Raw genomic sequence first — 22,746 nt, forward strand, 5'->3', positions numbered from 1 at the left:
TAGCTTCGTATGAAAACAATAACAAGCCGCAAACACCCGCAAGCACACGCGATGGGCGTCGCCCTGGCGACCGTCCTGCTGCCGCTGGCGGCGCACGCAAACGACGTGGACAATGCGGCAGCCCCTGACATCACGCCATCCTCGAAAGTCGAGATCGTGGGCAAGGCCGAGAACGCATTCAAGGCCGAGCACGCCTCGTCGCCGAAGTACACCGAGAAGCTGCTCGATACCGCGCAGACGGTGCAGGTCATCAAGAAGGAACTCTTCGAGCAGCAGGGCGCCGTGACCCTGACCGAAGCCCTGCGCAATACCCCGGGCGTGGGCGCCTTCTTCCTGGGCGAGAACGGCAACACCAACACCGGCGACGCGATCTTCATGCGCGGCTTCGACACCTCGGGCAGCATTTTTGTCGACGGCGCGCGCGACATCGGCTCGATCTCGCGCGACACCTTCAACCTGGAACAGATCGACGTCCTGAAGGGACCTGCCGGCACCGACACCGGCCGCGGTTCGCCGACCGGCTCGATCAACCTGGTCAGCAAGAAAGCCAACCTGAACCGCGCCAGCTCGGGCTCGGTCCTGGGCGGCACCGATTCGCAGAAGCGCGCCACCGTCGACGTCAACACCGTCCTGAACGCCGAGCGCGGCATCGCCCTGCGCCTGAACGCGATGGCGCAGGATTCCGGCGTCCCGGGGCGCGACGTGGTCAAGCACAAGCGCTGGGCAGTGGCCCCGAGCCTCGGTTTCGGCCTGAACGGCCCGACCCGCGTCTACCTCGATTACCTGCACGTGGACCAGGACAATGTGCCAGACGGCGGCGTCCCGACCGTCGGCCTGCCTGGCTACACCAGCCCCGATCCGGCCCGTCCTTTCATCGGCAATGCGGCCCCGGTCGATCCCGAAAACTTCTACGGCGCTAATACCGACTTCGACAAGGTGAAAGCCGACATGGCGACCATCCGTGTCGAGCACGAATTCTCGCCCAACATGCGCCTGTCGAACGTCAGCCGCTACGGCCGCACCAAGCAGGATTACCTCCTGAGCGCCTGGCTGGCCAGCAGCGCGAACTTCGGCACGCCGGTGATCGCCGATCCGTCCACCTGGACCGTGGCGCGCAGCACCCGTACCGTCAAGGATGCCGAAAACAAGATCCTGACCAACCAGACCGTGTTGACCACCGACTTCGACACCGGCAGTCTGAACCACACCCTGGTTACCGGCATCGAGTTCGTCAACGAGACCCAGATCACCTACGGCCGCACCGGCCTCGGCACGCTCCCGGCCGCCAACCTGTACCGTCCGAACCCGGCCGATCCGGTGAGCGGCCTGACCCTGGCCCGCACCGGCGCCTACACCGAAGGCGACGTCGACACCCAGAGCCTGTTCGCCTTCGACACCATCAAGCTGGGCGAGAAGTGGATCTTCAACGGCGGCGTGCGCGTGGACCGCTTCCGCGGCGCCTACAATGCGGTGGCGCTGACCAACAACATGCTGGTGCCGACCCGCCTGAACGTGCGTGAAACCCTGGTCAACGGCAAGGCTTCGCTCCTGTACAAGCCGAGCGCCAACAGCAGCGTGTACGGCATGGTCGCCAGCTCGAAGCAGCCGCCGGGCGCCAACTTCACGACCTCGACCAGCGCCAGCAGCGCCCAGAACCCGATCTTCGATCCGCAGGAAACCACGACCTATGAATTCGGCGGCAAGCTCGACCTGCTGCGCCAGAAGCTGGCCCTGTCGGCGGCCCTGTTCCGCACCGACGTCAAGAACGAAGTCGAGCAGGACCCGGTCGACCTGAAGTGGTACCAGACCGGCAAGAAGCGCGTGCAGGGTGTGGAGCTGGGCATGACCGGCGCACTGGCCAGCAACTGGCTGGTGAGCGCGGGCTACCTGTACATGGACACCAGCGTCGAAGCGGGCCGGGCGATCACCGCCAGCGGCGAGAACAGCCTGACCTACACGCCGAAATCCTCATTCACGCTGTGGACCTCGTACGACCTCACGCCTGATTTCAAAATTGGCGGCGGCGCCCGCTTCAGCGACGAACTCAAGCGCGGCACCGATGGCGCGATCGGCACGCCCAAGTACACCGAGTCGTACTGGGTGTTCGATGCGATGGCCCAGTACCGCGTGAGCCCGAACCTCGACCTGCGCCTGAACGTGTACAACATCGCGGACGAGCGCTACGTGGCCAGCATTAACAAGAGCGGCTACCGCTACACGCCCGGGGCGCCGCGTGCGGCCAGCCTGACGGCGAACTTCAAGTTCTGACCTTCGAAAATCACTGCTTGCGCTGCTGCGCAAACCACTCGAACAAGCCGGCCTCGCCGTAGGCATGTACCCACGCCTCGATGTGGCCGGCTTCCGGCAGCACCGTGTACTTCACGTTGCCGCCCTGCGCCTTGAGCGCTTCCACCATGCGTGCCGATTCCTGTTCCGGCACCGCGTCATCCTTCAGGCCGTGGAAAGCCCACACCGGAATGTCCTTGAGGCTGCGCGTCAGGCGCGGAATGCCGCCGCCGCAGATCGGCGCCACTGCCGCGAAGTACTCCGGATAGCGTGAGGCGAAATCCCAGGCGCCATAGCCGCCCATGCTGATGCCCGTGAGGTAGACGCGCTTGGGGTCGACGTTGTAACGCTTGAGCACATCGTCGAGCATGGATTTGAGCAGGAAGGCGTCCCACCACTGGCCGTCGGGAATCTGGGGCGAGACCACCATGAAGGGAAAGTCCGGATCCTTCTCGACGATCGCCGGCGGGCCCCAGGCCTTTACCTTGTTCAGGTCGGTGCCGCGCTCGCCGGAGCCGTGAAGGAAGACGATCAGCGGCACCTTGTCGCCCTTGTTCGAATAGGACTTCGGCAGGAAGGTGAGGTAGTTGATCTTGCCCTTGATGCTGGTGCTGTGGGCTTGCTGCGGAGATTTCGTGGGGGCCGGGGCGGCGAAGGCGAGGCTGGCGGTGCAGAAGGCGAGGGTGGCGGCGGTGAGACGGAGCATCTCGGGTTCTCCATGCGGCAATTGATGAGTGTCATCGACTGTAGCACGGCTTTGTTGGGTGGGCGGTTTTTCCGCCCACCCAGCGATCAGTGGAAGTGTTCCGTCCCGGCCGGCGTATCTTCCGGCATCTCCGCATGCACCAGTTCGCCCGTCGGATCGGCAAACAACGGCGACCCGCAATCGTCGCAGTACTCGGCCACGTAGCGCTCGCTGATGCGCTTGATGTGCGCGACGCCCGCTTCGTTCAGGTGCGCGACGATCTCGTTGAGCGGCGTCAGCGGGGCAGGGCTGGCGGCGAACGGGCCCTCCATCGGCGTGCCATTCTCGTCTTCCTGGCCATACAGCGGCCACACGATGCCGTACATGACGTCGCTGTCCTGGCGCATGGTGAACGAGACGCGATATTCGTCGATCTGGATGTCGGCCGATTCTTCGCCGAAGCCGGCGATCACGGCGCGCAGGTCGGATGCTTCCACGCCCAGGGTATGGGTCAGGTAGTGCACGGCGGCGCGGATCGAGATCGGGCGGATCAGCTTGTCGGCTTCGCGGCAGGCCACGTAATAGGCTTCCGGCAGCAGCAGCTCGACGCCGCAGCCCGGCAACAGGCGCGCGATGTTGGCGCTGCCCTGGGCGCGCCACTGTTCGAGCGCGCGGTTGCGCTCTTCGGCGAAGCCGATGTGGTGCTGGGGCTCCTGCCAGCGGAACATCGGCGCCCCTTGCGGCGCGACGATCGCCACCAGCAGGTAGCGGGTGTCGGCCAGGAAGGGCGCGGTCTCGTCCACGCGCGCGGCCGGCTTGAGCGTGCCGCCCTTGTGCGCGGCGGCGGCCAGCTTGTGGGTCAGGGCATAGGTCTCGGTATGGGCGCGCGGCAGCTGGTCGATCGAGTACAGCGTCGGCGCCATCGCGATGCGGGTGCCTTCGGCCAGCAGGTGGGCGGAAAAGTGCGCCTGCAGGGTGGTCAGAATCTCCGAAGGGATATTGCCCGAGGCGATGTTGAAGCGGGTCCAGGCGAGCACCGGCGCCGCCACCAGCAGGGCCTGCCAGGTGACGTCGCTGCCGTCCTGCTGCTCGACCATGGTGGCCGATTCGCTCACCGCTTCGACCGCATCCATCAAGACGTCGTAGGAGGCGAGATCGTCCTTGAACAGGGCGTTCAGCGCGGCGTCGATGCTGTCCTGGTGGTTGGTCTTGAGCAGCTTCTGCAGTTGCGTGTCCAGTTGGTGCTCCCAGGTCCGTTCCTCGACGCGGCTGGCGGCCTGCATGATGGCTTGCGCAATGCTGACGAGACGCTGGCTTTCGACGGAGAGTTTAGGGGTTGAATCTTTGGAAGGACGACGCATGGCGCTAGGGGTCTCTCTTTTCAATAATGGTCAAGGTCATGATAAACCCATATCCCGGGTATTGTAGTTGATTCGCCCACATGCCACGAACACATGACCCGTTGAGGGATGGAAAGCCTGCGCTTGCAAAAAACCTAAATAGAAACCATAATGCGAATCGTTCTCATTAAAATTTCGGAATTCGGCAGCCTTGTCGGGTTTCTCTAGCTAAGAAGAAAATGACCACGATTACCTCGCAGGCCAGCCGCAGCTTCATCAAAAGCAAGAAACACTCCCGTCCGTCCGCCCCCGCCCTGGCAGCTCCGGCATTGGCCGTGCTGGCTTCGCTGGCGATGCCGCTGGCCTACGCCGCCGGCGTCGAGGAAGCGCCGGAACTGGTCGAAGGCGCCACGCTCCCGCAGGTGCGCATCAACGCCGGCGCCGACCGCTCGGTGCAGGGCCCGGTCCGTGCGAGTTCCGATAAGTTCACCGCGCCGCTGCTCGACACCCCGAAATCGGTCACCGTCGTGACTTCCGAAACGATTTCGCAGACCGGCGCCGTGTCGCTGACCGACGCCCTGCGCACCGTCCCCGGCATCACCATCGGCGCAGCCGAAGGCGGCAACCCGGTGGGCGACAACCTGTTCATCCGCGGCTACAACGCCCAGACCGACACCTACATCGACGGCGTGCGCGACTCCGGTTCGCAGTCGCGCGAGATCTTCGCCATCGAGCAGATCGAAGTGGTCAAGGGCCCGAACTCGGCGCTGGGCGGCCGTTCCTCGGCCGGCGGCGGCATCAACATCGTCACCAAGACTGCGAAAGAGACCGACTTCAACAACGCCACCATCGGCATCGGCACCGACAAGTACCGCCGCGTGACGGGCGATATCAACCGTGTGATCGGCAACAATGCCGCCTTCCGCCTGAACGTGATGGCACACGAGAACGATATCGCCGGCCGCGACGTCGTCGGTGGCGACCGCTGGGGCGTCGCCCCGAGCGTCACCTTCGGCCTCACCGGTCCGACCAAGGCGGTGCTGAGCTACTACCACATGCAAAGCAGCGAGATCCCGGATACCGGCATCCCGTTCAACAACCCGATCACCACCGGCGCCAACATGGCGAACAACGGCGGCGGCACCCCGTTCACCGTGGACCGCGAAGCCTTCTACGGCCTGGCCAACCGCGACTTCCGCGACACCAAGACCGACGTCGCCACCGTCGACCTGCGCCACGAACTGAGCGCCAACCTGGCCATTCGCAACGTCACCCGCTGGGGCAAGAGCGGCCAGGACTACGTCTGGACCCAGCCGGACGACTCGAAGGGCAACACCGTCCTGTACGGCACCGTCTGGCGCCGCGCCAACACCCGCATCGTCGACACCGAGACCCTCGCCAACTCGACCAGCCTTACCGGCAACTTCACGACCGCCGGCATCAAGCACAGCTTCAATGCGGGCGTCGAATTCTCGCGCGAGCAGACCGACCGCGGCACCTATGTGTTCACCCCGGGCACCAACAACCCGCTGACCGGCACCTTCACCTGCCCGACCGCAGGCAGCACGACCCTGTACAACTGCACCACGCTGGCCAACCCGAATCCCTACGATCCGTGGGTGTACACCCGCACGCAGTCGCCGACGCTCACCAGCGTCAAGACCCGCACCCGCGCCGTGTACGGCTTCGACACCATTGAATTCACCCCGCAGTGGCTGCTGAACATCGGCGCGCGCTGGGATGACTTCCAGAGCAAGCTGGACACCCCGGCCGTCGGCACCACCGCCGCCACCCGCGCCGAAGTCAATTCGAACTTCGACACCTACCAGGCCGGCCTGGTGTACAAGCCGAAGGCCAACGGCAGCATCTACGTCTCGTGGGCGACGTCCGCCACCCCGCCGGGCAATGACGGCGGCGACGGCCTGGACGCGCTAACCGTGCAAATCCAGAACCTGCAGCCGCAGAAGAGCCGCAGCATCGAGCTGGGCACCAAGTGGGAAGTGCTGCCGGGCGGCCGCCTGTCGCTCAGCGCTGCCGTGTTCAAGAGCGACATGGACAACGCCCGCGTCACCGCGCCGGACGGCACCACCCGGAACGTAGGCCGCAAGGAACTCGAAGGCGTCGAGTTCGGCCTGTCGGGCCGCATCACCCGCGCGTGGACCGTGTTCGGCGGCTACACCTACCTGCACGGCGTTATCGCCGATAACGGCTTCGTGAATAGCGGCACGACTGCTGTGCCACGCTGGACCCCGTCGCCGTTCAACGGCAACGCCTTCCCGACCACGCCGAAGCACAGCGCTTCGCTGTGGACGACCTACGCGCTCACCAAGGACCTGACGGTCGGCGGCGGCGCCAACTTCGTGGATCGCCAGTTCGCCAACGTCAATAACAACAAGTATTCGCCGGCCTACACCCGGTTCGACGCGATGGCGACCTATACGCTGAACCCGAACGTATCGTTCCAGCTGAACATCCAGAACCTGACGGACAAGTTCTACTTCGACCGCGTCTCCTCGCCGCACTACGCGGGCGTGGGCGCGGGCCGCTCGGCCAGCTTGATGGCCAACCTCAAGTTCTGATACCCGGGTACCACCCCCGCCGGGCAACCGGATTCGCCCTCCTGGTTACAATCAGGGGGGCTTTTTTCTTGTGAAGGACAGTCGACATGATGCTGCATATCCCCGGCGTGCTGACCCGCGAACAGGTGGCGGCCATCCGCGCGCGCATGGATGCCGCGCCGGAATGGGTGGATGGACGCGAGAGCGTCGGCCCGCAGGGCGCCCAGGTCAAGCGCAACCGCCAGCTGAAGGAAGGCTCGCCCCTTAGCGTGGAGCTGGGTCAGGTGGTGAGCGCCGCGCTGATGAACAATCCGCTGTTCTTCTCGAGCGTGCTGCCGCTGCGGATCCTGGCGCCATACTTCAACGCTTACGGCGGGGGAGAGCACTATGGGCTGCACGTGGACGGCGCCGTGCGCGCCCAGCGTGGCGGGCTGCCACCGGTGCGCGCCGACGTGTCGACCACCGTGTTCCTGTCCGACCCCGACGACTACGATGGCGGCGAGCTGGTGGTGGTGGACGCCTACGGCACCCACGAGGTCAAGCTGCCGGCGGGCGACGCCATTGTCTACCCCTCTGGCAGCGTCCACCAGGTGCTGCCCGTGACGCGCGGCGAGCGGGTCGCATCATTCCTGTGGACCCAGAGCATGGTGCGCGACGACGCGAAGCGCGCCATGCTGTTCGAGCTGGACACGAACATCCAGAAGCTGCGCGCGGCGCATGGGGAAAGCGAGGCCACCGTGGGCATCACGGGGCATTACCACAACCTGCTGCGCATGTGGGCCGAGCTGTGATCACGCTGGTCGCACCAGGCCACGGTCACATCGACGCGCTGCTCGCCTTCGAGCTGGAGAGCCGCGCCTTTTTTGAGGCGACCATCAATGCGCGTCCGGCCTCGTACTACACGCGCGAGGCGGTCAGCCTGGCGGTGGCGCAGGCGATGGCCGATACCTTTGCCGATACCGGCTACCAGTACCTGGCGCTCGACGAAGCGGGGCAGATCGTCGGACGGGTCAACCTGAGCGCGGTGAAGCGCGCGCATTTCCACAGCGCGGTGCTGGGCTACCGCATCGGGCAGGCTTCCTGCGGCAAGGGCTATGCCAGCGAAGCGGTGCGCCAGCTCCTGGAGATCGCCTTCGACAAGCTGCGCCTGAAACGCATCGAGGCCGACTGCCGCATCGACAACCTGGCATCGAAGCGCGTCCTAGAGCGCAGCGGCTTCGTTCAATTCGGCCATTCGCGCCGCAGTTTCGAGCATGGCGGCGTGTGGTACGACCGGCTGCACTTCGAGTGCCACGCACCTATGGCTGCTGCATAGGGTCAGGCTTTCCGCCTGCCGCATTCGAAGTGATGTTCAGCCCGACAATCAGGAACTGCGTTTCGACATCGGCCTTGGGGCAATGCTGCACCCCACGCGGCACGACGAAGATATCGCCTACGCCAAGCTCCACATTGCGATCCTGAAACTGGATCGTCAGCTGGCCCTGGTAAATCACGAAGAGCTCGTCCTGGTCGTCGTGCTGGTGCCAGCGCGTGGAGCCGATGCCCTTGGCGACCTTGAACAACTGTCCGTTCGCATGCGCGACGGTTTGCTGGGACCAGAATTCGCTCAGACCGGCGAGCGTGGCGGGAATATTCACTTTGTCGTGCATGGCGTTTCCTCGAAAGTAGGCTCCTGAATGTACCAAGCCTGTCTGGCCCGGACCAATCAATTACTTCGAGCGATGCTCAGGAAACCTGAGGCGTTCGGCGTTCGTTCTCCAAGGCAAGCGAGCCAGGCGGCCCGAGATAGAAGCGTATGATTGTTCCATGGCTTGACGGCTCCCTGCCGATTGATTGCTTAAGGAGAACGACCATGCGCGTTTTACTATTGACGGTAGCAAGCGCACTTTGCTTGCTCGGGTGTGCCACACCAGAGGAAAGGGCGATGAAGCAGCAAGCCGAGATGGAGAGCATGATGGCCGAATACGGGCCTGCATGCAGCCAGCTTGGCTATGCGATGAACTCGGATCCATGGCGCGATTGTGTGCTGCAACAAGCCCAGCGGGGCGGCCGCAGCGGTGTATCGACCTCCATTTTCGGCGGCATCGGCAGCGGCGGGCGCGGTTCCGGAATCGGTATCGGCATCGGGATAGGGCGCTAGCGGCCCGATCGCCAGCGGGCAGCAAAAAAAAGGCCGGACGCTTCGCAGCTTCCGGCCTTTTTGTGCTCAGGGCAGTGCTGAATCCGTCAGAGCACTTTTCGCCCGCTGAACAGGCGGATGAGGATGACCACGACGGCGACCACGAGCAGAACGTGGATCAAGCCACCGGCGACAAAGGAAGTGGCCATGCCGAGCAGCCACAGGACGAGAAGAATGATAGCAATGGTATAGAGCATGGTGACCTCCGCTTGGGTAGAGGGAGCAGTCCCGTGCCGGCGTCTGCGTTCCCGATAAGCCATCATCCGCCACGTTGCCCAACTCTTCCGTACGGAGCCGAACACAGCAAGAAACCGCAGAGAACGTTGCCGCGTCCTGACTTGTCGGCTGGCGCTGCACGACTCGACCTCGCTTGTGGTCTTTCACCGGGAGGCGATTGCTGTAAAGAAGCGAACGGCGGTGTTCTGTTGGGTAGGGTAAAAAGGCGCTACGCAAACCGGCTACCTGGCAAGGCGCGGGCGCCGAAGGCGACAACACCAATCGAGAATAGATAAGGAGAACAATGTCATGGCAAATTCGGATCATCAGAACGACGGCGCACCGCCGCGGAACATCCATGTCGGCCCGAAGAAAACGAACTGGCTGCCCTGGATACTGCTGGCGCTCGCGCTGCTTGCCCTGCTGTTCGGGCTCAGGAGCTGCAAGGGCAGAGACGAGGCGGCCACTACGGCGCCGGTGGTAGCGACCGAGCCCGTCGACCCAGCGCCGGCCGCGACGCCGGTCACGCCGCCGCCAGCCATCGCGGCCGACGCCGCGGCAGTGGGGGTCTTGCCCGGCGCATCGACGGTCGGCACCTATCTTGCCGGAACCGAAGCGTTGCCGCGCACCTTTGTGTTCGAAAAGCTCAATTTTGATACTGCGAAGAGCGACATCCGCGCGCAGGATCAAGATGAGCTGAACGCACTTGCGGCCGTGATGAAGCAATACCCCAACGCGCGCATCCGGATCGTCGGTTACGCCGATGCGCGTGGCGCCGCGCCTGCCAACGCCACGCTCGGCAAGGAACGCGCCGACAGCGTGAAGGCCGCGCTCGTCACACAGGGCATCAATGCCGGACGTCTCGAGACCGCGTCCGGCGGTGAGAGCGATCCCGTCGATACCAACGCCACCGCGAGCGGTCAGTTCGAGAATCGCCGGGCCGAGCTGATCGTCCTGCAGCGTTAATTCCGAATACCCTTCTGGAAAGGAGAATCCATGTCACGTACTCTCACCGCACTGTTCGACACCCGTGCCGACGCCGAGGCCGGCCGCCAGCGGCTGCTGGCAGCCAAGGTCGATGCCGACAATATCCGGATCCACGATCAGTCCGCCGTCGGCGAAAGCGGCTATTCGTCGCATGACGCGCCCGGCTTGTGGGCGTCGATCAAGAACGCCTTCCTGCCCGATGAGGATCGCCATCGCTACGAGGAGGGCATCCGTCGTGGTGGCTTCCTGCTCACCGCCGATATCGATAGCGATGAGGCCGGCGAAGCGATTCGGGCCCTCGAGGATGTGGGCATCAACAGCGTCGATATCGACGAGCGCGCTTCCCAGTGGACATCGCAGGGCTGGAAGCCGCCGGCCGCAGCCGCTGCGACGGCCGGCGCCGCGCCACGTTCCGTCGGCGACCGTGGCGCGCGGGTCTGCTCGTATGGCACGCGTACCTGAGTAGCCGGGCAGGCGCAGCGAACTCCACGCTGCGCCGCTTGTTTCGCTGGATGAAAAAAAGGGCTGGAACCCGTCAAGGTTCCAGCCCTTCTTATTGCCTCCGAAGAGGCATTTCCTGATTACGCAGCCAGCAGCTGGCGCAGCACGAACGGCAGGATGCCGCCATGCTTGTAGTAGTCGACTTCGATCGGGGTGTCGATACGCAGCAGCACTTGCACTTCCTGCGATTCGCCGCTCTCGCGGTGGATCACCAGGGTGGCCAGTTGTTGCGGCTTGATCTCGCCTTCCAGGCCCTTCAGGTCGAAGGTTTCCTTGCCGGTGATGCCCAGGCTTTCGACGCTGTCGTTGCCGATGAACTGCAGCGGCAGCACGCCCATGCCGACCAGGTTCGAGCGGTGGATGCGCTCGTACGAACGCACGACCACGGCCTTCACGCCCAGCAGCTGGGTGCCCTTGGCGGCCCAGTCGCGCGACGAGCCGGTGCCGTACTCTTCGCCGCCGAAGATCATGGTCGGGGTACCTTCCGCCACGTACTTCATTGCCGCGTCGTAGATCGACAGCTGTTCGCCCGACGGCTGGTGGATGGTGATGCCGCCTTCGACCGCCGAACCGTCCGCCTTCGGCGGGATCATCTTGTTCTTGATACGCACGTTGGCGAAGGTGCCGCGCATCATGATCTCGTGGTTGCCGCGGCGCGAGCCGTAGGAGTTGAAGTCCGCCTTCAGGACGCCGTGGTCCTTCAGCCATTTACCGGCCGGACCGTCTTCCTTGATCGAACCGGCCGGGGAGATGTGGTCGGTGGTGATCGAGTCGCCGAACACGCCCAGCGCGCGTGCGCCGGTGATGCCGGTGGCCGCCGCTTTCGGGGTCATCTCGAAGTCGGCGAAGAACGGCGGTTCGGCAATGTAGGTCGATTCCGGCCAGTTGTAGACCTGGCCTTCGGTCGACGACACGCGCTGCCACAGTTCGCCCGGGTTGCCCTTCACGTCGGCGTAGTTCTTCTTGAAGACTTCCGAGTTCATCGCGAAGCGCATCAGTTCGCCCACTTCCTGCGACGACGGCCAGACATCGCCCAGGTAGACGTCGACGCCGTTCTGGTCCTTGCCGAGCGGCTCGCTCATCAGGTCGCGGGTCATGTTGCCGGCGATCGCGTAAGCGACGACCAGCGGCGGCGAGGCCAGGAAGTTCGAACGGATGTTCGGGTGGATACGCGCTTCGAAGTTACGGTTGCCCGACAGGACGGCCGAGGCGACGATGTCGTTCTCGACGATCGCGGCGTTCAGTTCCGGGGTCAGGTCGCCGGCGTTACCGATGCAGGTGGTGCAGCCGTAGGCGGTCACGCCGAAGCCCAGCTTGTCCAGGTAAGGCAGCAGGCCGGCGGCGGTCAGGTACTCGGTGACCACGCGCGAGCCAGGAGCCAGCGAGGACTTGATGTGCGGCGCCACGGTCAGGCCGCGTTCGACGGCTTTCTTGGCCAGCAGGCCGGCGGCCAGCAGCACGCTCGGGTTCGAGGTGTTGGTGCAGGAGGTGATCGCGGCGATCAGGACGTCGCCGTTCTTCACGCGCACGCCGTTGGTGGTCTCGTAGACCTTCGACAGGTCGTCCGGCGACTTGTTGAAGCCGTTCTGGGTGGTCGGCTTGCTGAACAGGTCGGTGAAGGTGTTCTTCACGTGGCCCAGTTCGATACGGTCTTGCGGGCGCTTCGGGCCGGCCAGTGACGGGGTGACGGTCGACAGGTCGAGTTCCAGCACGCGGGTGTAGTCGATCTCGCCTTCCTGCGGGATGCCGAACATGCCCTGGGCCTTGTAGTAGCTCTCGAAGGCAGCCAGTTCTTCTTCGGTACGGCCGGTGCCGCGGAAGTAGTCGACGGTCGCTTCGTCCACCGGGAAGAAGCCCATGGTCGCGCCGTATTCCGGGGCCATGTTGGCGATGGTGGCGCGGTCGGTGGTCGACAGCGAACGGGTGCCGGCGCCGAAGAACTCGACGAACTTGCCGACGACTTTTTCACGGCGCAGCATTTCGGTGACGGTCAGCACCAGATCGGTTGCGGTGCAGCCTTCGCGCAGCTTGCCCTTCAGGTTGACGCCGATGACATCCGGGGTCAGGAAGTAGACCGGCTGGCCCAGCATGCCGGCTTCCGCCTCGATGCCGCCCACGCCCCAGCCGACCACGCCGACGCCGTTGATCATGGTGGTGTGCGAGTCGGTACCGACCAGGGTGTCTGGGTAGAACACGTCGCCCTGGCGCATCACGCCGCGGGCCAGGTATTCCAGGTTGACCTGGTGGACGATGCCGAAGCCCGGCGGCACCACGCCAAAGGTGTCGAAGGCCTGCATGCCCCACTTCATGAACTGGTAGCGCTCGTTATTGCGCTGGAATTCCAGCTTCATGTTCAGGTCCAGCGCGTTCGGCTCGCGGAAGTGGTCGATGGTGACCGAGTGGTCGACCACCAGGTCGACCGGCACCAGCGGCTCGATCTTCTTCGGATCGGCGCCGGTCTTGGCGGCGACGTTGCGCATCGCGGCCAGGTCGGCCAGCAGCGGCACGCCGGTGAAGTCCTGCAGCACCACGCGGGCCACGACGAAGGGGATCTCGTCGGTGCGCTCGGCGGTGGCGCCCCAGTTGGCGAGCTGCTTGATATGTTCTTCGGTGACCTTCTTGCCGTCGCAGTTACGCAGCACGGACTCGAGGACGATACGGATCGACACCGGCAGGCGCGACAGGTTCACACCGAGGGCTTCGCCCAGGGCCGGCAGCGAGTAGTACTGGCCGGTCTGGCCGGCGCCCGCCGGGAATTCCTTCAGTGTGTTCAGGGTGTTGCGAGACATAATCTCTCCTTCAGTGGGGATTAATTGTTATTCCGGTACTGCCATTCACTTCATAGGGCGATCCGACGGGGTTCAGCCGCGGATCAGCCATTCGTTGCTGCGGGCGCGGCGCTTGCCACCGTCGCCTGCTGTGCGTTCTTGCATTCGTTGGCCAGCTGCCGGTTCAGCTTCGAATCCAGCAGGATGCCCTTGGCCGGGATACCGATCCAGATCAGGCCCCAGAACGGGTTCTCGAAGCGCAGCGCGCCGGTGGTGGTGCCCACGCGGGTCAGGCGGTGCAGGCGCTTCTTCCAGCGCAGGGCGATGTGGCCCTCGTCGTTGACGTTCGTGTAGATCGTGACCTTGTTGCCGAGTTCACAGCTGTACTCGGTGACGACCGTATCCGTGATGTCCGGTTCGGCTTCTTCCTCGGCGTTCGCGGCCGGCGCCGCGACGGCGGCAGCAGCGGCCCCTGCGGGGGCGGCTTTCTTTGTTTTCGGCTTGGCCTTGGCTTTCGACTTGAGAACGTCTTCGGCTTTCGGGTGGTTCTTTTCAGGCGCGGCGGATGCGTTCACGCAAACGCCGGCGGCCGCCAGCACAAAGGCGCTGGCGGCGAGGAGACGGGGGAGGGAGGTGGCCATCAGTTGGAACCCGTTTGGTTGACGATTGCCGCCGCGGCTTCCGGCAACGCAAGGCCGGCCAGCTTCGCGCGCTGCAAAACGGTCCAATAATATCGGTAGCTCGCGCGGTCGTGCAAGCGGCCGTGCTGGGCGATCGGGCCCCATCCCGCGGCCATCGCCTCGCCCAGGATATTGGTCGCTTCGTTCACTTCCGACAGGCGCGGCGTGAATGCCTTGAGGATCGGCTTGATCTGGTCCGGGTGGATGCTCCACATGCGGGTAAAGCCGAATTCCGCGCCGGCGCGCTGGGCGTCGTTGGCCACCACTGCGCTGTCCTTGATGTCGGTGGTGACGTTGTGCGAAGCCACCTTGCCGTGCGCGTGGCAGGCCGCGACCATCTCGAGTTTGGCGCGCACCACCAGCGGGTGGGTGAACTGGCCCGGAGTGCGCATCGCGCTGGCCGGCACCGCGCCGTAGTGGCTCGAGACGAAGTCCATGATGCCGAAGGACAGGCATTCGACCTGGGGCAGGGCGGCGATGTCGTAGGCTTCGCGCAGGGCGCCGTGGGTTTCGATCAGCACGTGCACCGGCAGGTCGGTGCGTCCCGCTTTTGCGGCGTGCTGGTTGATCAGGTCGATGGCGCGAATGACTTCGGCGGTGCTTTCCACCTTCGGGAGCACCACGTAGGCCAGGCGGCCTGCGGTGGCGCCGACGATCACGGCGACGTCGGCCGCGAAGTGTTCGCTCTTGGTGTCGTGCAGGCGCACGCCGATGCGATTGAAGCGGTTGTCTTCGCTGTTGATCAGTTGCGTGACCAGCAGCGCGTGTTCAGCCTCGCTGCCGGCGGCGGCGCCGTCCTCGCAGTCGAAGGTGATGTCGAAGACGGGCCCAAGCTCTTGTTGCAGGGCCATCGATTTGCGCATCAGCTTCTCCGAGCCGGCGTAGTGATCGCAGGCGGGGAGCAGGAGCGGCTGGCGTTTGCCCTGGAATAAAACCTCGGAAGGGTGCATGGTATGTCTTGAAACAGGCTTGGCGCGGACCGCGATGCGGCCGCGCCGTTGGTGCTGATTAACTGAGCTTAGCTTAGGCCAGCAGGTGTGCGACGCCGGCTTTCTCTTCTTCCAGCTCTTTCAGGGTCAGGTTGATGCGCTCTTGCGAGAACGCGTCGATTTCCAGGCCCTGGACGATGGTGTATTCGCCGTTTTCGGTGGTCACCGGGAAGCCGAACATGGTGCCTTCCGGGATGCCGTACGAACCGTCCGACGGGATGCCCATGGTGGTCCACTTGCCGTTGGTGCCCAGCACCCAGTCACGCACGTGGTCGATCGCTGCGTTGGCGGCCGATGCTGCCGACGACGCACCGCGTGCCTCGATGATGGCGGCGCCGCGCTTGCCGACGGTCGGCAGGAAGGTGTCGCGGTTCCAGGCGTCGTCGTTGATCGCATCCTTGACCGACTGGCCGTCGATGGTGGCGAAGCGGTAGTCGGCGTACATGGTCGGCGAGTGGTTGCCCCATACGGCCATCTTCTCGATCGCACCGACCGGCTTGTTCAGCTTGGCGGCGACTTGCGACAGGGCGCGGTTGTGGTCCAGGCGCAGCATGGCGGTGAAGTTCTTGGCCGGCAGGTTCGGGGCCGACTTCATGGCGATGTAGGCGTTGGTGTTGGCCGGGTTGCCCACCACCAGCACCTTGACGTTGCGCGAAGCGACGGCGTCCAGCGCCTTGCCCTGCACGGTGAAGATCTGGGCGTTGGCTTCCAGCAGGTCCTTGCGCTCCATGCCTGGGCCGCGCGGACGGGCGCCGACCAGCAGGGCCACGTCGGCATCCTTGAAGGCGGTCATCGGATCGCTGTGGGCGGTCATGCCGGCCAGCAGCGGGAATGCGCAGTCGTCGATTTCCATCATGACGCCCTTGAGCGCCTTCTGTGCCTTCTCGTTGTCGATCTCGAGCAGCTGCAGGATGACCGGCTGGTCCTTGCCCAGCATGTCGCCGTTGGCGATGCGGAACAGCAGGGAATAGCCGATCTGGCCGGCTGCGCCGGTAACGGCGACGCGCATTGGGGTTTTAGCCATGATGAATCTCCAAAGTGGGAATGAAAACGGTCGAGCCGGGGTGCGTATTCGGGAAAACAGCAATGATACCAAAAGCGCACCATATGAATTGGATATCGCGCGCATGGTTGTGGGCAGGCGCGGAGGTCCAGGCCGACCGCGAGTTTATGCCTCCGGTGTTCTATCTGTCAATTCATATCATATGTCTTATATAAGACACATGTCTTGATGGTCGCGCACTGGACGGACGTGCACTTTTTGTGGTGAAATCACGGTCTATGAACCCCCTTCCGCCCAACAGCGATGCAGTCGGCCCAGATGCGTCGCCGTCGTTCCGTCCGTTGTACCAGCAGATCAAGTCCCTGATCACGCAGAGCCTGCAGTCGGGCGAGTGGAAGCCGGGCGAGCTGATGCCGAGCGAAGTCGAGCTGGCCGGCCGCTTCAAGGTCAGCCAGGGCACGGTGCGCAAGGCCATCGACGAGCTGGCGGCAGAAAATCTGGTGGTGCGCCGCCAGGGCAAGGGCACGTTTGTCGCCACCCACGCGGAAGAGCGCGCCCATTTCCGTTTCCTGCGCCTGATGCCCGACGAGGGCGTTCCCCATCATCCCGACAACCGCCTCATCGCCGTGCTGCGCATCCGCGCCACGGCCGAGGTCGCACGCCTGCTCGAGTTGAAGTCGGGCGACGCCGTGGTCTACATCAAGCGCGTGCAGTCCTTCGACGGGGTGCCGACCATCCTGGAAGAGCTGTGGCTGCCGGGCCAGCTGTTCAAGGGCCTGACGGCGGAACGCCTGGTGGAATACAAGGGGCCGATGTATGGCCTGTTCGAGTCGGAATTCGGTACCCGCATGATCCGCGCGACCGAGAAGATCCGCGCGGTGGCGGCGGATGCGGCGGCCGCCGAGCACCTGAAGGTGCCGGAAGGCACGCCGCTGCTGTGCGCCGACCGCGTCTCGTTCAGTTACGGCGACAAGCCGGTCGAGCTGCGCCGGGGGATTTATTCGACCGCGCGGCACCACTACCAGAATGAATTGTCGTAAGGAATGCTTGAACGAATGATGCGGCGGGGCCGGCAAGGCCGGTCATGCCGCGCAGCAATCGCTTGAAGCGATTAAAATATGTTGGTTTTGCGTAAGTGGCGTACGTTACCCGGTGCGTCGCAGGGATGTTCGGGTTTTCTGCATGCAGATGCTTGGTGCCCCGTTACAAAATCGGCGAAAATGAAGGGTTCACTAAAAATCTGTCGTCATAAGGGAGGTGTTACATGTCCGAAGCCGTGAGAGAAGCTGCAAAAAAAGGGCGGCCGGAGTTCCGCAACGTTGGCATTGGGGATATTACGAGTAAATATCGCATGCCGCCATCGGCCATCGTGTCGATCCTGCACCGCGTCAGCGGCGCCGGCCTGTTCCTGTTCCTGCCGTTCCTGCTGTATCTCCTGCAGGAAAGCCTGCTGTCGGAAATCTCGTTCGAGCATTTCCGCGGTGTCGTTGGCAATCCGTTTGCCAAGATCATCCTGGTCGGCCTGTCCTGGGCTTACCTGCACCACTTCGTCGCCGGCGTGCGTCACCTGTTCATGGATAACCACCTGGCCCTGGACAAGGATGCCGCTCAGAAGACCGCACGCTGGGTGCTGATCATCAGCCTGGTGCTGACCGCACTGGTCGCCCTGAAACTGTTCGGAGTGTTTTAATCATGGCAAACAAGAATAACATCGGACCGCGCCGCCTCGTCGTCGGCGCCCACTACGGCGTGAAGGACTGGCTGGCGCAGCGCGTCACCGCGATCGTCATGGCCGTCTTCACCGTCGTGCTGCTGGTCTCCTTCCTGACCGGCCAGAATTTCAGCTACGAAGGCTGGGCTGGCCTGTTCTCGCGTCAGTGGTTCAAGCTGTTCGCGCTGGTGACCTTCCTGGGCCTGTTCTACCACGCCTGGGTCGGCATCCGTGACATCTGGATGGACTATGTCAAGAACGCGGGCGTCCGCCTGATCCTGATGCTGGCGACGATCTTCTGGCTGATCGCCTGCGCCGCCTGGACCGTGCAAATTCTCTGGAGTGTGTAATCGTGGCAGCAATCAAAACTGCAATCCCTACCCGTCGTTTTGACGCGGTCATCGTTGGCGCCGGCGGTTCCGGCATGCGTGCATCGCTGCAGCTGGCTGAAGCCGGCCTGAACGTGGCGGTGCTGTCGAAAGTGTTCCCGACCCGTTCCCACACCGTGGCTGCCCAGGGCGGCATCGGCGCTTCGCTGGGCAACATGAGCGAAGACGACTGGTACTGGCACATGTTCGACACCGTCAAGGGTGGCGACTACCTGGGCGACCAGGACGCGATCGAATTCATGTGCCGCGAAGCCCCGAAGGTCGTGTACGAGCTCGAACACTTCGGCATGCCTTTCGACCGCAACCCGGACGGCACCATCTACCAGCGTCCGTTCGGCGGCCACACCGCGAACTTCGGCGAGAAGCCGGTCCAGCGCGCCTGCGCCGCGGCCGACCGCACCGGCCACGCACTGCTGCACACCCTGTACCAGCGTAACGTCCGCGCCCGCACCCACTTCTTCGTCGAGTGGATGGCCCTCGACCTGATCCGCGACGCCGACGGCGACGTGGTCGGCGTGCTGGCCCTGGAAATGGAAACTGGCGACGTCATGATCCTGGAAGCGAAGACCACCATCTTCGCCACCGGCGGCGCAGGCCGCATCTTCGCGGCTTCCACCAACGCCTTCATCAACACCGGCGACGGCATGGGTATGGCGGCGCGCGCCGGCCTGCCGCTGCAGGACATGGAGTTCTGGCAGTTCCACCCGACCGGCGTGGCCGGCGCGGGCGTCCTCATCACCGAGGGCGTGCGCGGCGAGGGCGGTATCCTGATCAACTCCAATGGCGAACGCTTCATGGAGCGCTACGCGCCGACCCTGAAAGACCTGGCGCCGCGCGACTTCGTCTCGCGTTCGATGGACCAGGAAATCAAGGAAGGCCGCGGCTGCGGTCCGAACAAGGACCACGTGCTGCTGGACCTGCGCCACATCGGCAAGGACACCATCGAGAAGCGCCTGCCGTCGATCCTGGAAATCGGCCACAAGTTCGCCAACGTCGACGCGACCAAGGAACCGATCCCGGTGGTCCCGACCATCCACTACCAGATGGGCGGCATCCCGACCAACATCCACGGCCAGGTCGTCGCTCCTGACGGCATGGGCGGCCAGAAGATCGTCAACGGCCTGTACGCGATCGGCGAATGCGCCTGCGTCTCGGTCCACGGCGCCAACCGCCTCGGCACCAACTCGCTGCTCGACCTGGTGGTGTTCGGCCGCGCGGCCGGCAACCACGTCGTGGCGTCGAACCTGAAGCAGAAGGTCAACAAGCCGCTGCCGAAGGACGCCGCCGACTTCGGCATGGACCGCCTGAACCGCCTCGAGACCTCGACCGGCAGCGAAAAAGTGCAGGGCGTCGCCAACGACATCCGCGCCACGATGCAGAAGTACTGCGGCGTGTTCCGTACCCAGGAACTGCTCGATACCGGCGTCAAGGAAATCATGAAGCTGGATGAGCGCCGCAAGCACGTCTCGTTCAAGGACAAGTCGAAGGTGTTCAACACCGCCCGCGTGGAAGCGCTGGAACTCGACAACCTGATCGAGACCGCGAAGGCGACCATCGTGTCGGCCGCGGCCCGTCCGGAATCGCGCGGCGCCCACGCCCACAGCGACTTCCCGAACCGCGACGACGAGAACTGGATGAAGCACACCCTGTTCTTCTCGGAAGGCAACCGCCTCGAGTACAAGGCTGTGGTCACCAAGCCGCTGACCGTCGACACCTTCAAGCCGAAGGCCCGTACTTTCTAAATTTTGTTGAGGGCCGCGTCTTGAGCGCGGCCCATCTAGAACAGGTAAAAACATGGCACGCACCGTCCAACTGAAGATCTACCGCTACGATCCTGACAAGGATGCGAAGCCTTACATGCAAGACGTCACCGTCGAGCTGCAAGACACCGACAAGATGCTGCTCGACGCCCTCCAGCGCATCAAGTCGGACGTCGACGATTCGCTGGCCCTGCGCCGCTCCTGCCGCGAAGGCGTGTGCGGTTCGGACGCAATGAACATCAACGGCAAGAACGGCCTGGCCTGCACCACCAACCTGAACGAGCTGACCCAGCCGATCGTGCTGCGTCCTCTGCCGGGCCTGCCGGTGGTGCGCGACCTAATCGTCGACATGACCAACTTCTTCAAGCAGTACCACTCGATCAAGCCGTTCCTGATCAACGACTCGATCAAGCCGGAGAAGGAACGCCTGCAGTCGCCGGAAGAGCGCGAAGAGCTCGACGGCCTGTACGAGTGCATCCTGTGCGCCTGCTGCTCGACCTCGTGCCCGTCGTTCTGGTGGAACCCGGACAAGTTCGTCGGCCCGGCCGGCCTGCTGCAGGCCTACCGCTTCATCGCCGACTCGCGCGACGAAGCCACCAACGAGCGCCTGGACAACCTGGAAGACCCGTACCGCCTGTTCCGCTGCCACTCGATCATGAACTGCACGGACGTGTGCCCGAAGGGCCTGAATCCGAACAAGGCGATCGGCAAGATCAAGGAACTGCTGGTTCGTCGCGCGATTTAATATCGCCGTCCGTCGACCGCGTGGGCGGCCAAGCCGCCCACCCTACGAATCCACGATACCCGTAGGGTGGGCAGGTCTCCTGCCCACGCGTTCAACGAACCGCAGCATTCCGCAGCATCTTCGCAGTAAAGATGCCGCAAATACAGTAAAAGTACCGTACTGCCTAATCCCGGCATGCGGAGTATGATGTTGACCCAACAACGGACTCTAGTGAAAACGCATCAATCCGACCCAGCCAACCGCGCCCGCCTGCGCTGGCGCGCGCGCCGCGGTCTGCTCGAGAACGATTTGATCCTCACGCGCTTCCTGGATGCGCATGAAGAAGAATTGAGCGACGAGGACGTCGATGCGCTGACCCGCTTGCTGGACCTGGCGGACAACCCGCTGATGGACCTGCTCCTGGGCCGGACCGAGCCTGAAGGCGAGGTCGACCAGCCGCACGTGCGCGCCTTGGTGGCGCGCCTGCGGCAGGCGTAGTCGAGACCTAGCGCCAGAATTCGTATTTGTTTTTAGATCCACTCCCACAAGAAGGAAGTGCCATGAATATCTCTGATACCAAAGCCACCCTGTCGTTCTCCGACGGCAGCCCGTCCGTCGACATGCCGATCTACAAAGGCACCATCGGCCCGGACGTCATCGACATCCGCAAGCTGTACGGCCAGACCGGCAAGTTCACCTACGACCCTGGCTTCATGTCGACTGCCTCGTGCAACTCGAGCATCACCTACATCGACGGTGACAAGGGCGAGTTGCTGTACCGCGGCTACCCGATCGAGCAGCTGGCCGTCAACTGCGACTTCCTGGAAACCTGCTACCTGCTGCTGAACGGCGAACTGCCGAACGCCGCGCAGAAGGCCAAGTTCGACGAGACCGTGACCCGTCACACGATGGTCCACGAGCAGATGAACTTCTTCTTCCGCGGCTTCCGCCGCGACGCGCACCCAATGTCGGTCCTGGTCGGCACCGTCGGCGCGCTGGCTTCGTTTTACCACGACTCGCTCGACATCAACGATCCGAAGCAGCGCGAAATCTCGGCAATCCGCCTGATCGCCAAGCTGCCGACCCTGGTCGCGATGGCCTACAAGTACTCGATCGGCCAGCCGTTCATGTACCCGCGTAACGACCTGTCGTACAGCGCGAACTTCATGCACATGATGTTCGCCAACCCGTGCGAAGAGTACAAGGTCAACGACGTGCTGGTGCGCGCCCTGGACCGCATCCTGATCCTGCACGCAGACCACGAGCAGAACGCCTCGACCTCGACCGTCCGCCTGGCCGGTTCGTCGGGCGCCAACCCGTTCGCCTGTATCGCTGCCGGTATCGCCTGCCTGTGGGGCCCGGCGCACGGCGGCGCCAACGAAGCCGCACTGACCATGCTGAAGGAAATCGGCTCGGTCGAGAACATCCCGGCCTTCATCGAGAAGGTCAAGGACAAGAACTCGGGCGTGAAGCTGATGGGCTTCGGTCACCGCGTCTACAAGAACTTCGACCCGCGCGCCAAGCTGATGCGCGAAACCTGCCACGAAGTGCTGAACGAACTGGGCCTGCAGGACGACCCGCTGTTCAAGCTCGCGATGGAACTGGAAAAGATCGCCCTGAACGACGAATACTTCGTGTCGCGCAAGCTGTACCCGAACGTCGACTTCTACTCGGGCATCGTGCAGTCGGCCCTGGGCATCCCGGTCTCCCTGTTCACCGGTATCTTCGCGATGGCCCGTACCATCGGCTGGATCGCCCAGTGGAACGAAATGATCGCCGACCCGGAACAGAAGATCGGCCGTCCGCGTCAGCTGTTCGTGGGTTCGCCGGTGCGCGACGTGCCGTCGATCGACAAGCGTTAATTCGCAAAGCGAATCAACATGGAGCGGGCTTCGGCCCGCTTTTTTTTCGTCCGCGCTGTTCAAAGCACGGTGGGTCCAATTCGGTAATCCAAGGCCCTGATACGTTAT

Annotated in this window: 22 protein-coding genes; 14 read left to right on the forward strand and 8 right to left on the reverse strand. The window is 63.8% G+C overall.

What is annotated here, in order from left to right:
• Positions 1 to 9 precede the first annotated feature (9 nt).
• Positions 10 to 2,268 (forward strand): catecholate siderophore receptor Fiu, encoded by a 2,259-nt coding sequence (locus GV068_RS22555; RefSeq protein ID WP_159703258.1) that lies wholly within the window; start codon positions 10 to 12, stop codon positions 2,266 to 2,268.
• 10 nt (positions 2,269 to 2,278) lie between these two features.
• Here the strand turns inward: GV068_RS22555 and GV068_RS22560 are convergent, their stop codons facing one another.
• Both GV068_RS22560 and GV068_RS22565 read right to left on the reverse strand, forming a co-directional pair.
• Positions 2,279 to 2,992 carry a prolyl oligopeptidase family serine peptidase gene (locus tag GV068_RS22560; protein WP_159703261.1) on the reverse strand — a complete coding sequence of 238 codons (714 nt, stop codon included), beginning with the start codon at positions 2,990 to 2,992 and terminating at the stop codon, positions 2,279 to 2,281.
• Between the two features lie 86 nt (positions 2,993 to 3,078).
• A complete protein-coding gene (locus tag GV068_RS22565; protein ID WP_159703264.1) occupies positions 3,079 to 4,332 on the reverse strand; it encodes a DUF2863 family protein in 1,254 nt (417 codons plus the stop codon).
• Positions 4,333 to 4,550: 218 nt separating this feature from the next.
• On the opposite strand from GV068_RS22565, the gene GV068_RS22570 reads away from it, so the two are divergent.
• The 3 genes from GV068_RS22570 to GV068_RS22580 all read left to right on the forward strand — a co-directional run bounded on the left by GV068_RS22570 (position 4,551) and on the right by GV068_RS22580 (position 8,184).
• Positions 4,551 to 6,890, forward strand: coding sequence for a TonB-dependent siderophore receptor (locus GV068_RS22570; RefSeq protein WP_159703267.1), 2,340 nt, complete (start codon positions 4,551 to 4,553; stop codon positions 6,888 to 6,890).
• Between the two features lie 86 nt (positions 6,891 to 6,976).
• On the forward strand, positions 6,977 to 7,660 hold the full coding sequence (locus GV068_RS22575; protein WP_159703270.1) for a Fe2+-dependent dioxygenase: 684 nt from the start codon (positions 6,977 to 6,979) through the stop codon (positions 7,658 to 7,660).
• Positions 7,657 to 8,184, forward strand: a complete 528-nt coding sequence (locus GV068_RS22580; RefSeq protein WP_159703273.1) for a GNAT family N-acetyltransferase — start codon at positions 7,657 to 7,659, stop codon at positions 8,182 to 8,184. The genes GV068_RS22575 and GV068_RS22580 overlap by 4 nt, the downstream gene beginning before the upstream one ends.
• Here the strand turns inward: GV068_RS22580 and GV068_RS22585 are convergent.
• On the reverse strand, positions 8,168 to 8,518 hold the full coding sequence (locus GV068_RS22585; protein WP_159703276.1) for a cupin domain-containing protein: 351 nt from the start codon (positions 8,516 to 8,518) through the stop codon (positions 8,168 to 8,170). The two genes, GV068_RS22580 and GV068_RS22585, sit on opposite strands and share 17 nt — an antisense overlap.
• Positions 8,519 to 8,793: 275 nt before the next feature.
• Between GV068_RS22585 and GV068_RS22590 the strand changes: the two genes are divergently transcribed.
• Positions 8,794 to 9,009: a hypothetical protein gene (locus GV068_RS22590; protein WP_159703279.1), complete on the forward strand. Its 216-nt coding sequence runs from the start codon at positions 8,794 to 8,796 to the stop codon at positions 9,007 to 9,009.
• 86 nt (positions 9,010 to 9,095) lie between these two features.
• Here the strand turns inward: GV068_RS22590 and GV068_RS22595 are convergent, their stop codons facing one another.
• Entirely contained in the window at positions 9,096 to 9,245 is a 150-nt protein-coding gene (locus GV068_RS22595; protein WP_159703282.1) for a lmo0937 family membrane protein, read from the reverse strand.
• 328 nt (positions 9,246 to 9,573) lie between these two features.
• Between GV068_RS22595 and GV068_RS22600 the strand changes: the two genes are divergently transcribed.
• Complete coding sequence (locus tag GV068_RS22600) at positions 9,574 to 10,230, forward strand: OmpA family protein (RefSeq protein ID WP_159703285.1); 657 nt, start codon at positions 9,574 to 9,576, stop codon at positions 10,228 to 10,230.
• Between the two features lie 30 nt (positions 10,231 to 10,260).
• Entirely contained in the window at positions 10,261 to 10,713 is a 453-nt protein-coding gene (locus GV068_RS22605) for a hypothetical protein (RefSeq protein ID WP_159703288.1), read from the forward strand.
• 119 nt (positions 10,714 to 10,832) lie between these two features.
• On the opposite strand, the gene acnA is transcribed toward GV068_RS22605, so the two are convergent.
• From acnA to GV068_RS22625, 4 genes are all read right to left on the reverse strand, one after another.
• The gene (gene acnA / locus GV068_RS22610) at positions 10,833 to 13,541 is read right to left on the reverse strand and encodes an aconitate hydratase AcnA (protein WP_159703291.1); all 2,709 of its coding nucleotides are present in this window, start codon (positions 13,539 to 13,541) and stop codon (positions 10,833 to 10,835) included.
• Between the two features lie 83 nt (positions 13,542 to 13,624).
• Positions 13,625 to 14,161: a hypothetical protein gene (locus GV068_RS22615; protein ID WP_159703294.1), complete on the reverse strand. Its 537-nt coding sequence runs from the start codon at positions 14,159 to 14,161 to the stop codon at positions 13,625 to 13,627.
• Positions 14,161 to 15,150 (reverse strand): CoA ester lyase, encoded by a 990-nt coding sequence (locus GV068_RS22620; protein WP_159703297.1) that lies wholly within the window; start codon positions 15,148 to 15,150, stop codon positions 14,161 to 14,163. Before GV068_RS22620 ends, GV068_RS22615 begins: the two co-directional genes overlap by 1 nt.
• A 73-nt stretch (positions 15,151 to 15,223) precedes the next feature.
• Entirely contained in the window at positions 15,224 to 16,213 is a 990-nt protein-coding gene (locus tag GV068_RS22625) for a malate dehydrogenase (RefSeq protein ID WP_159703300.1), read from the reverse strand.
• 257 nt (positions 16,214 to 16,470) lie between these two features.
• On the opposite strand from GV068_RS22625, the gene GV068_RS22630 reads away from it, so the two are divergent.
• The 7 genes from GV068_RS22630 (at position 16,471) to gltA (ending at position 22,638) form a co-directional block, all read left to right on the forward strand.
• Positions 16,471 to 17,232 (forward strand): GntR family transcriptional regulator, encoded by a 762-nt coding sequence (locus tag GV068_RS22630; RefSeq protein WP_159703303.1) that lies wholly within the window; start codon positions 16,471 to 16,473, stop codon positions 17,230 to 17,232.
• Between the two features lie 236 nt (positions 17,233 to 17,468).
• The gene (sdhC, locus tag GV068_RS22635; RefSeq protein WP_159705435.1) at positions 17,469 to 17,882 is read left to right on the forward strand and encodes a succinate dehydrogenase, cytochrome b556 subunit; all 414 of its coding nucleotides are present in this window, start codon (positions 17,469 to 17,471) and stop codon (positions 17,880 to 17,882) included.
• Between the two features lie 2 nt (positions 17,883 to 17,884).
• Positions 17,885 to 18,253 carry a succinate dehydrogenase, hydrophobic membrane anchor protein gene (gene sdhD / locus GV068_RS22640; protein ID WP_159703307.1) on the forward strand — a complete coding sequence of 123 codons (369 nt, stop codon included), beginning with the start codon at positions 17,885 to 17,887 and terminating at the stop codon, positions 18,251 to 18,253.
• A 2-nt stretch (positions 18,254 to 18,255) separates the two neighbouring features.
• Positions 18,256 to 20,034, forward strand: a complete 1,779-nt coding sequence (gene sdhA / locus GV068_RS22645; RefSeq protein WP_159703310.1) for a succinate dehydrogenase flavoprotein subunit — start codon at positions 18,256 to 18,258, stop codon at positions 20,032 to 20,034.
• 52 nt (positions 20,035 to 20,086) lie between these two features.
• Positions 20,087 to 20,797, forward strand: a complete 711-nt coding sequence (locus tag GV068_RS22650) for a succinate dehydrogenase iron-sulfur subunit (protein WP_159703315.1) — start codon at positions 20,087 to 20,089, stop codon at positions 20,795 to 20,797.
• 174 nt (positions 20,798 to 20,971) lie between these two features.
• Entirely contained in the window at positions 20,972 to 21,274 is a 303-nt protein-coding gene (locus tag GV068_RS22655; protein ID WP_373888427.1) for a succinate dehydrogenase assembly factor 2, read from the forward strand.
• Between the two features lie 62 nt (positions 21,275 to 21,336).
• A complete protein-coding gene (gltA, locus tag GV068_RS22660; protein WP_159703321.1) occupies positions 21,337 to 22,638 on the forward strand; it encodes a citrate synthase in 1,302 nt (433 codons plus the stop codon).
• The last annotated feature ends 108 nt before the right edge of the window (positions 22,639 to 22,746 follow it).

The organism is Massilia sp. 9I, assembly GCF_902506415.1.
GTDB lineage: Bacteria > Pseudomonadota > Gammaproteobacteria > Burkholderiales > Burkholderiaceae_D > Telluria.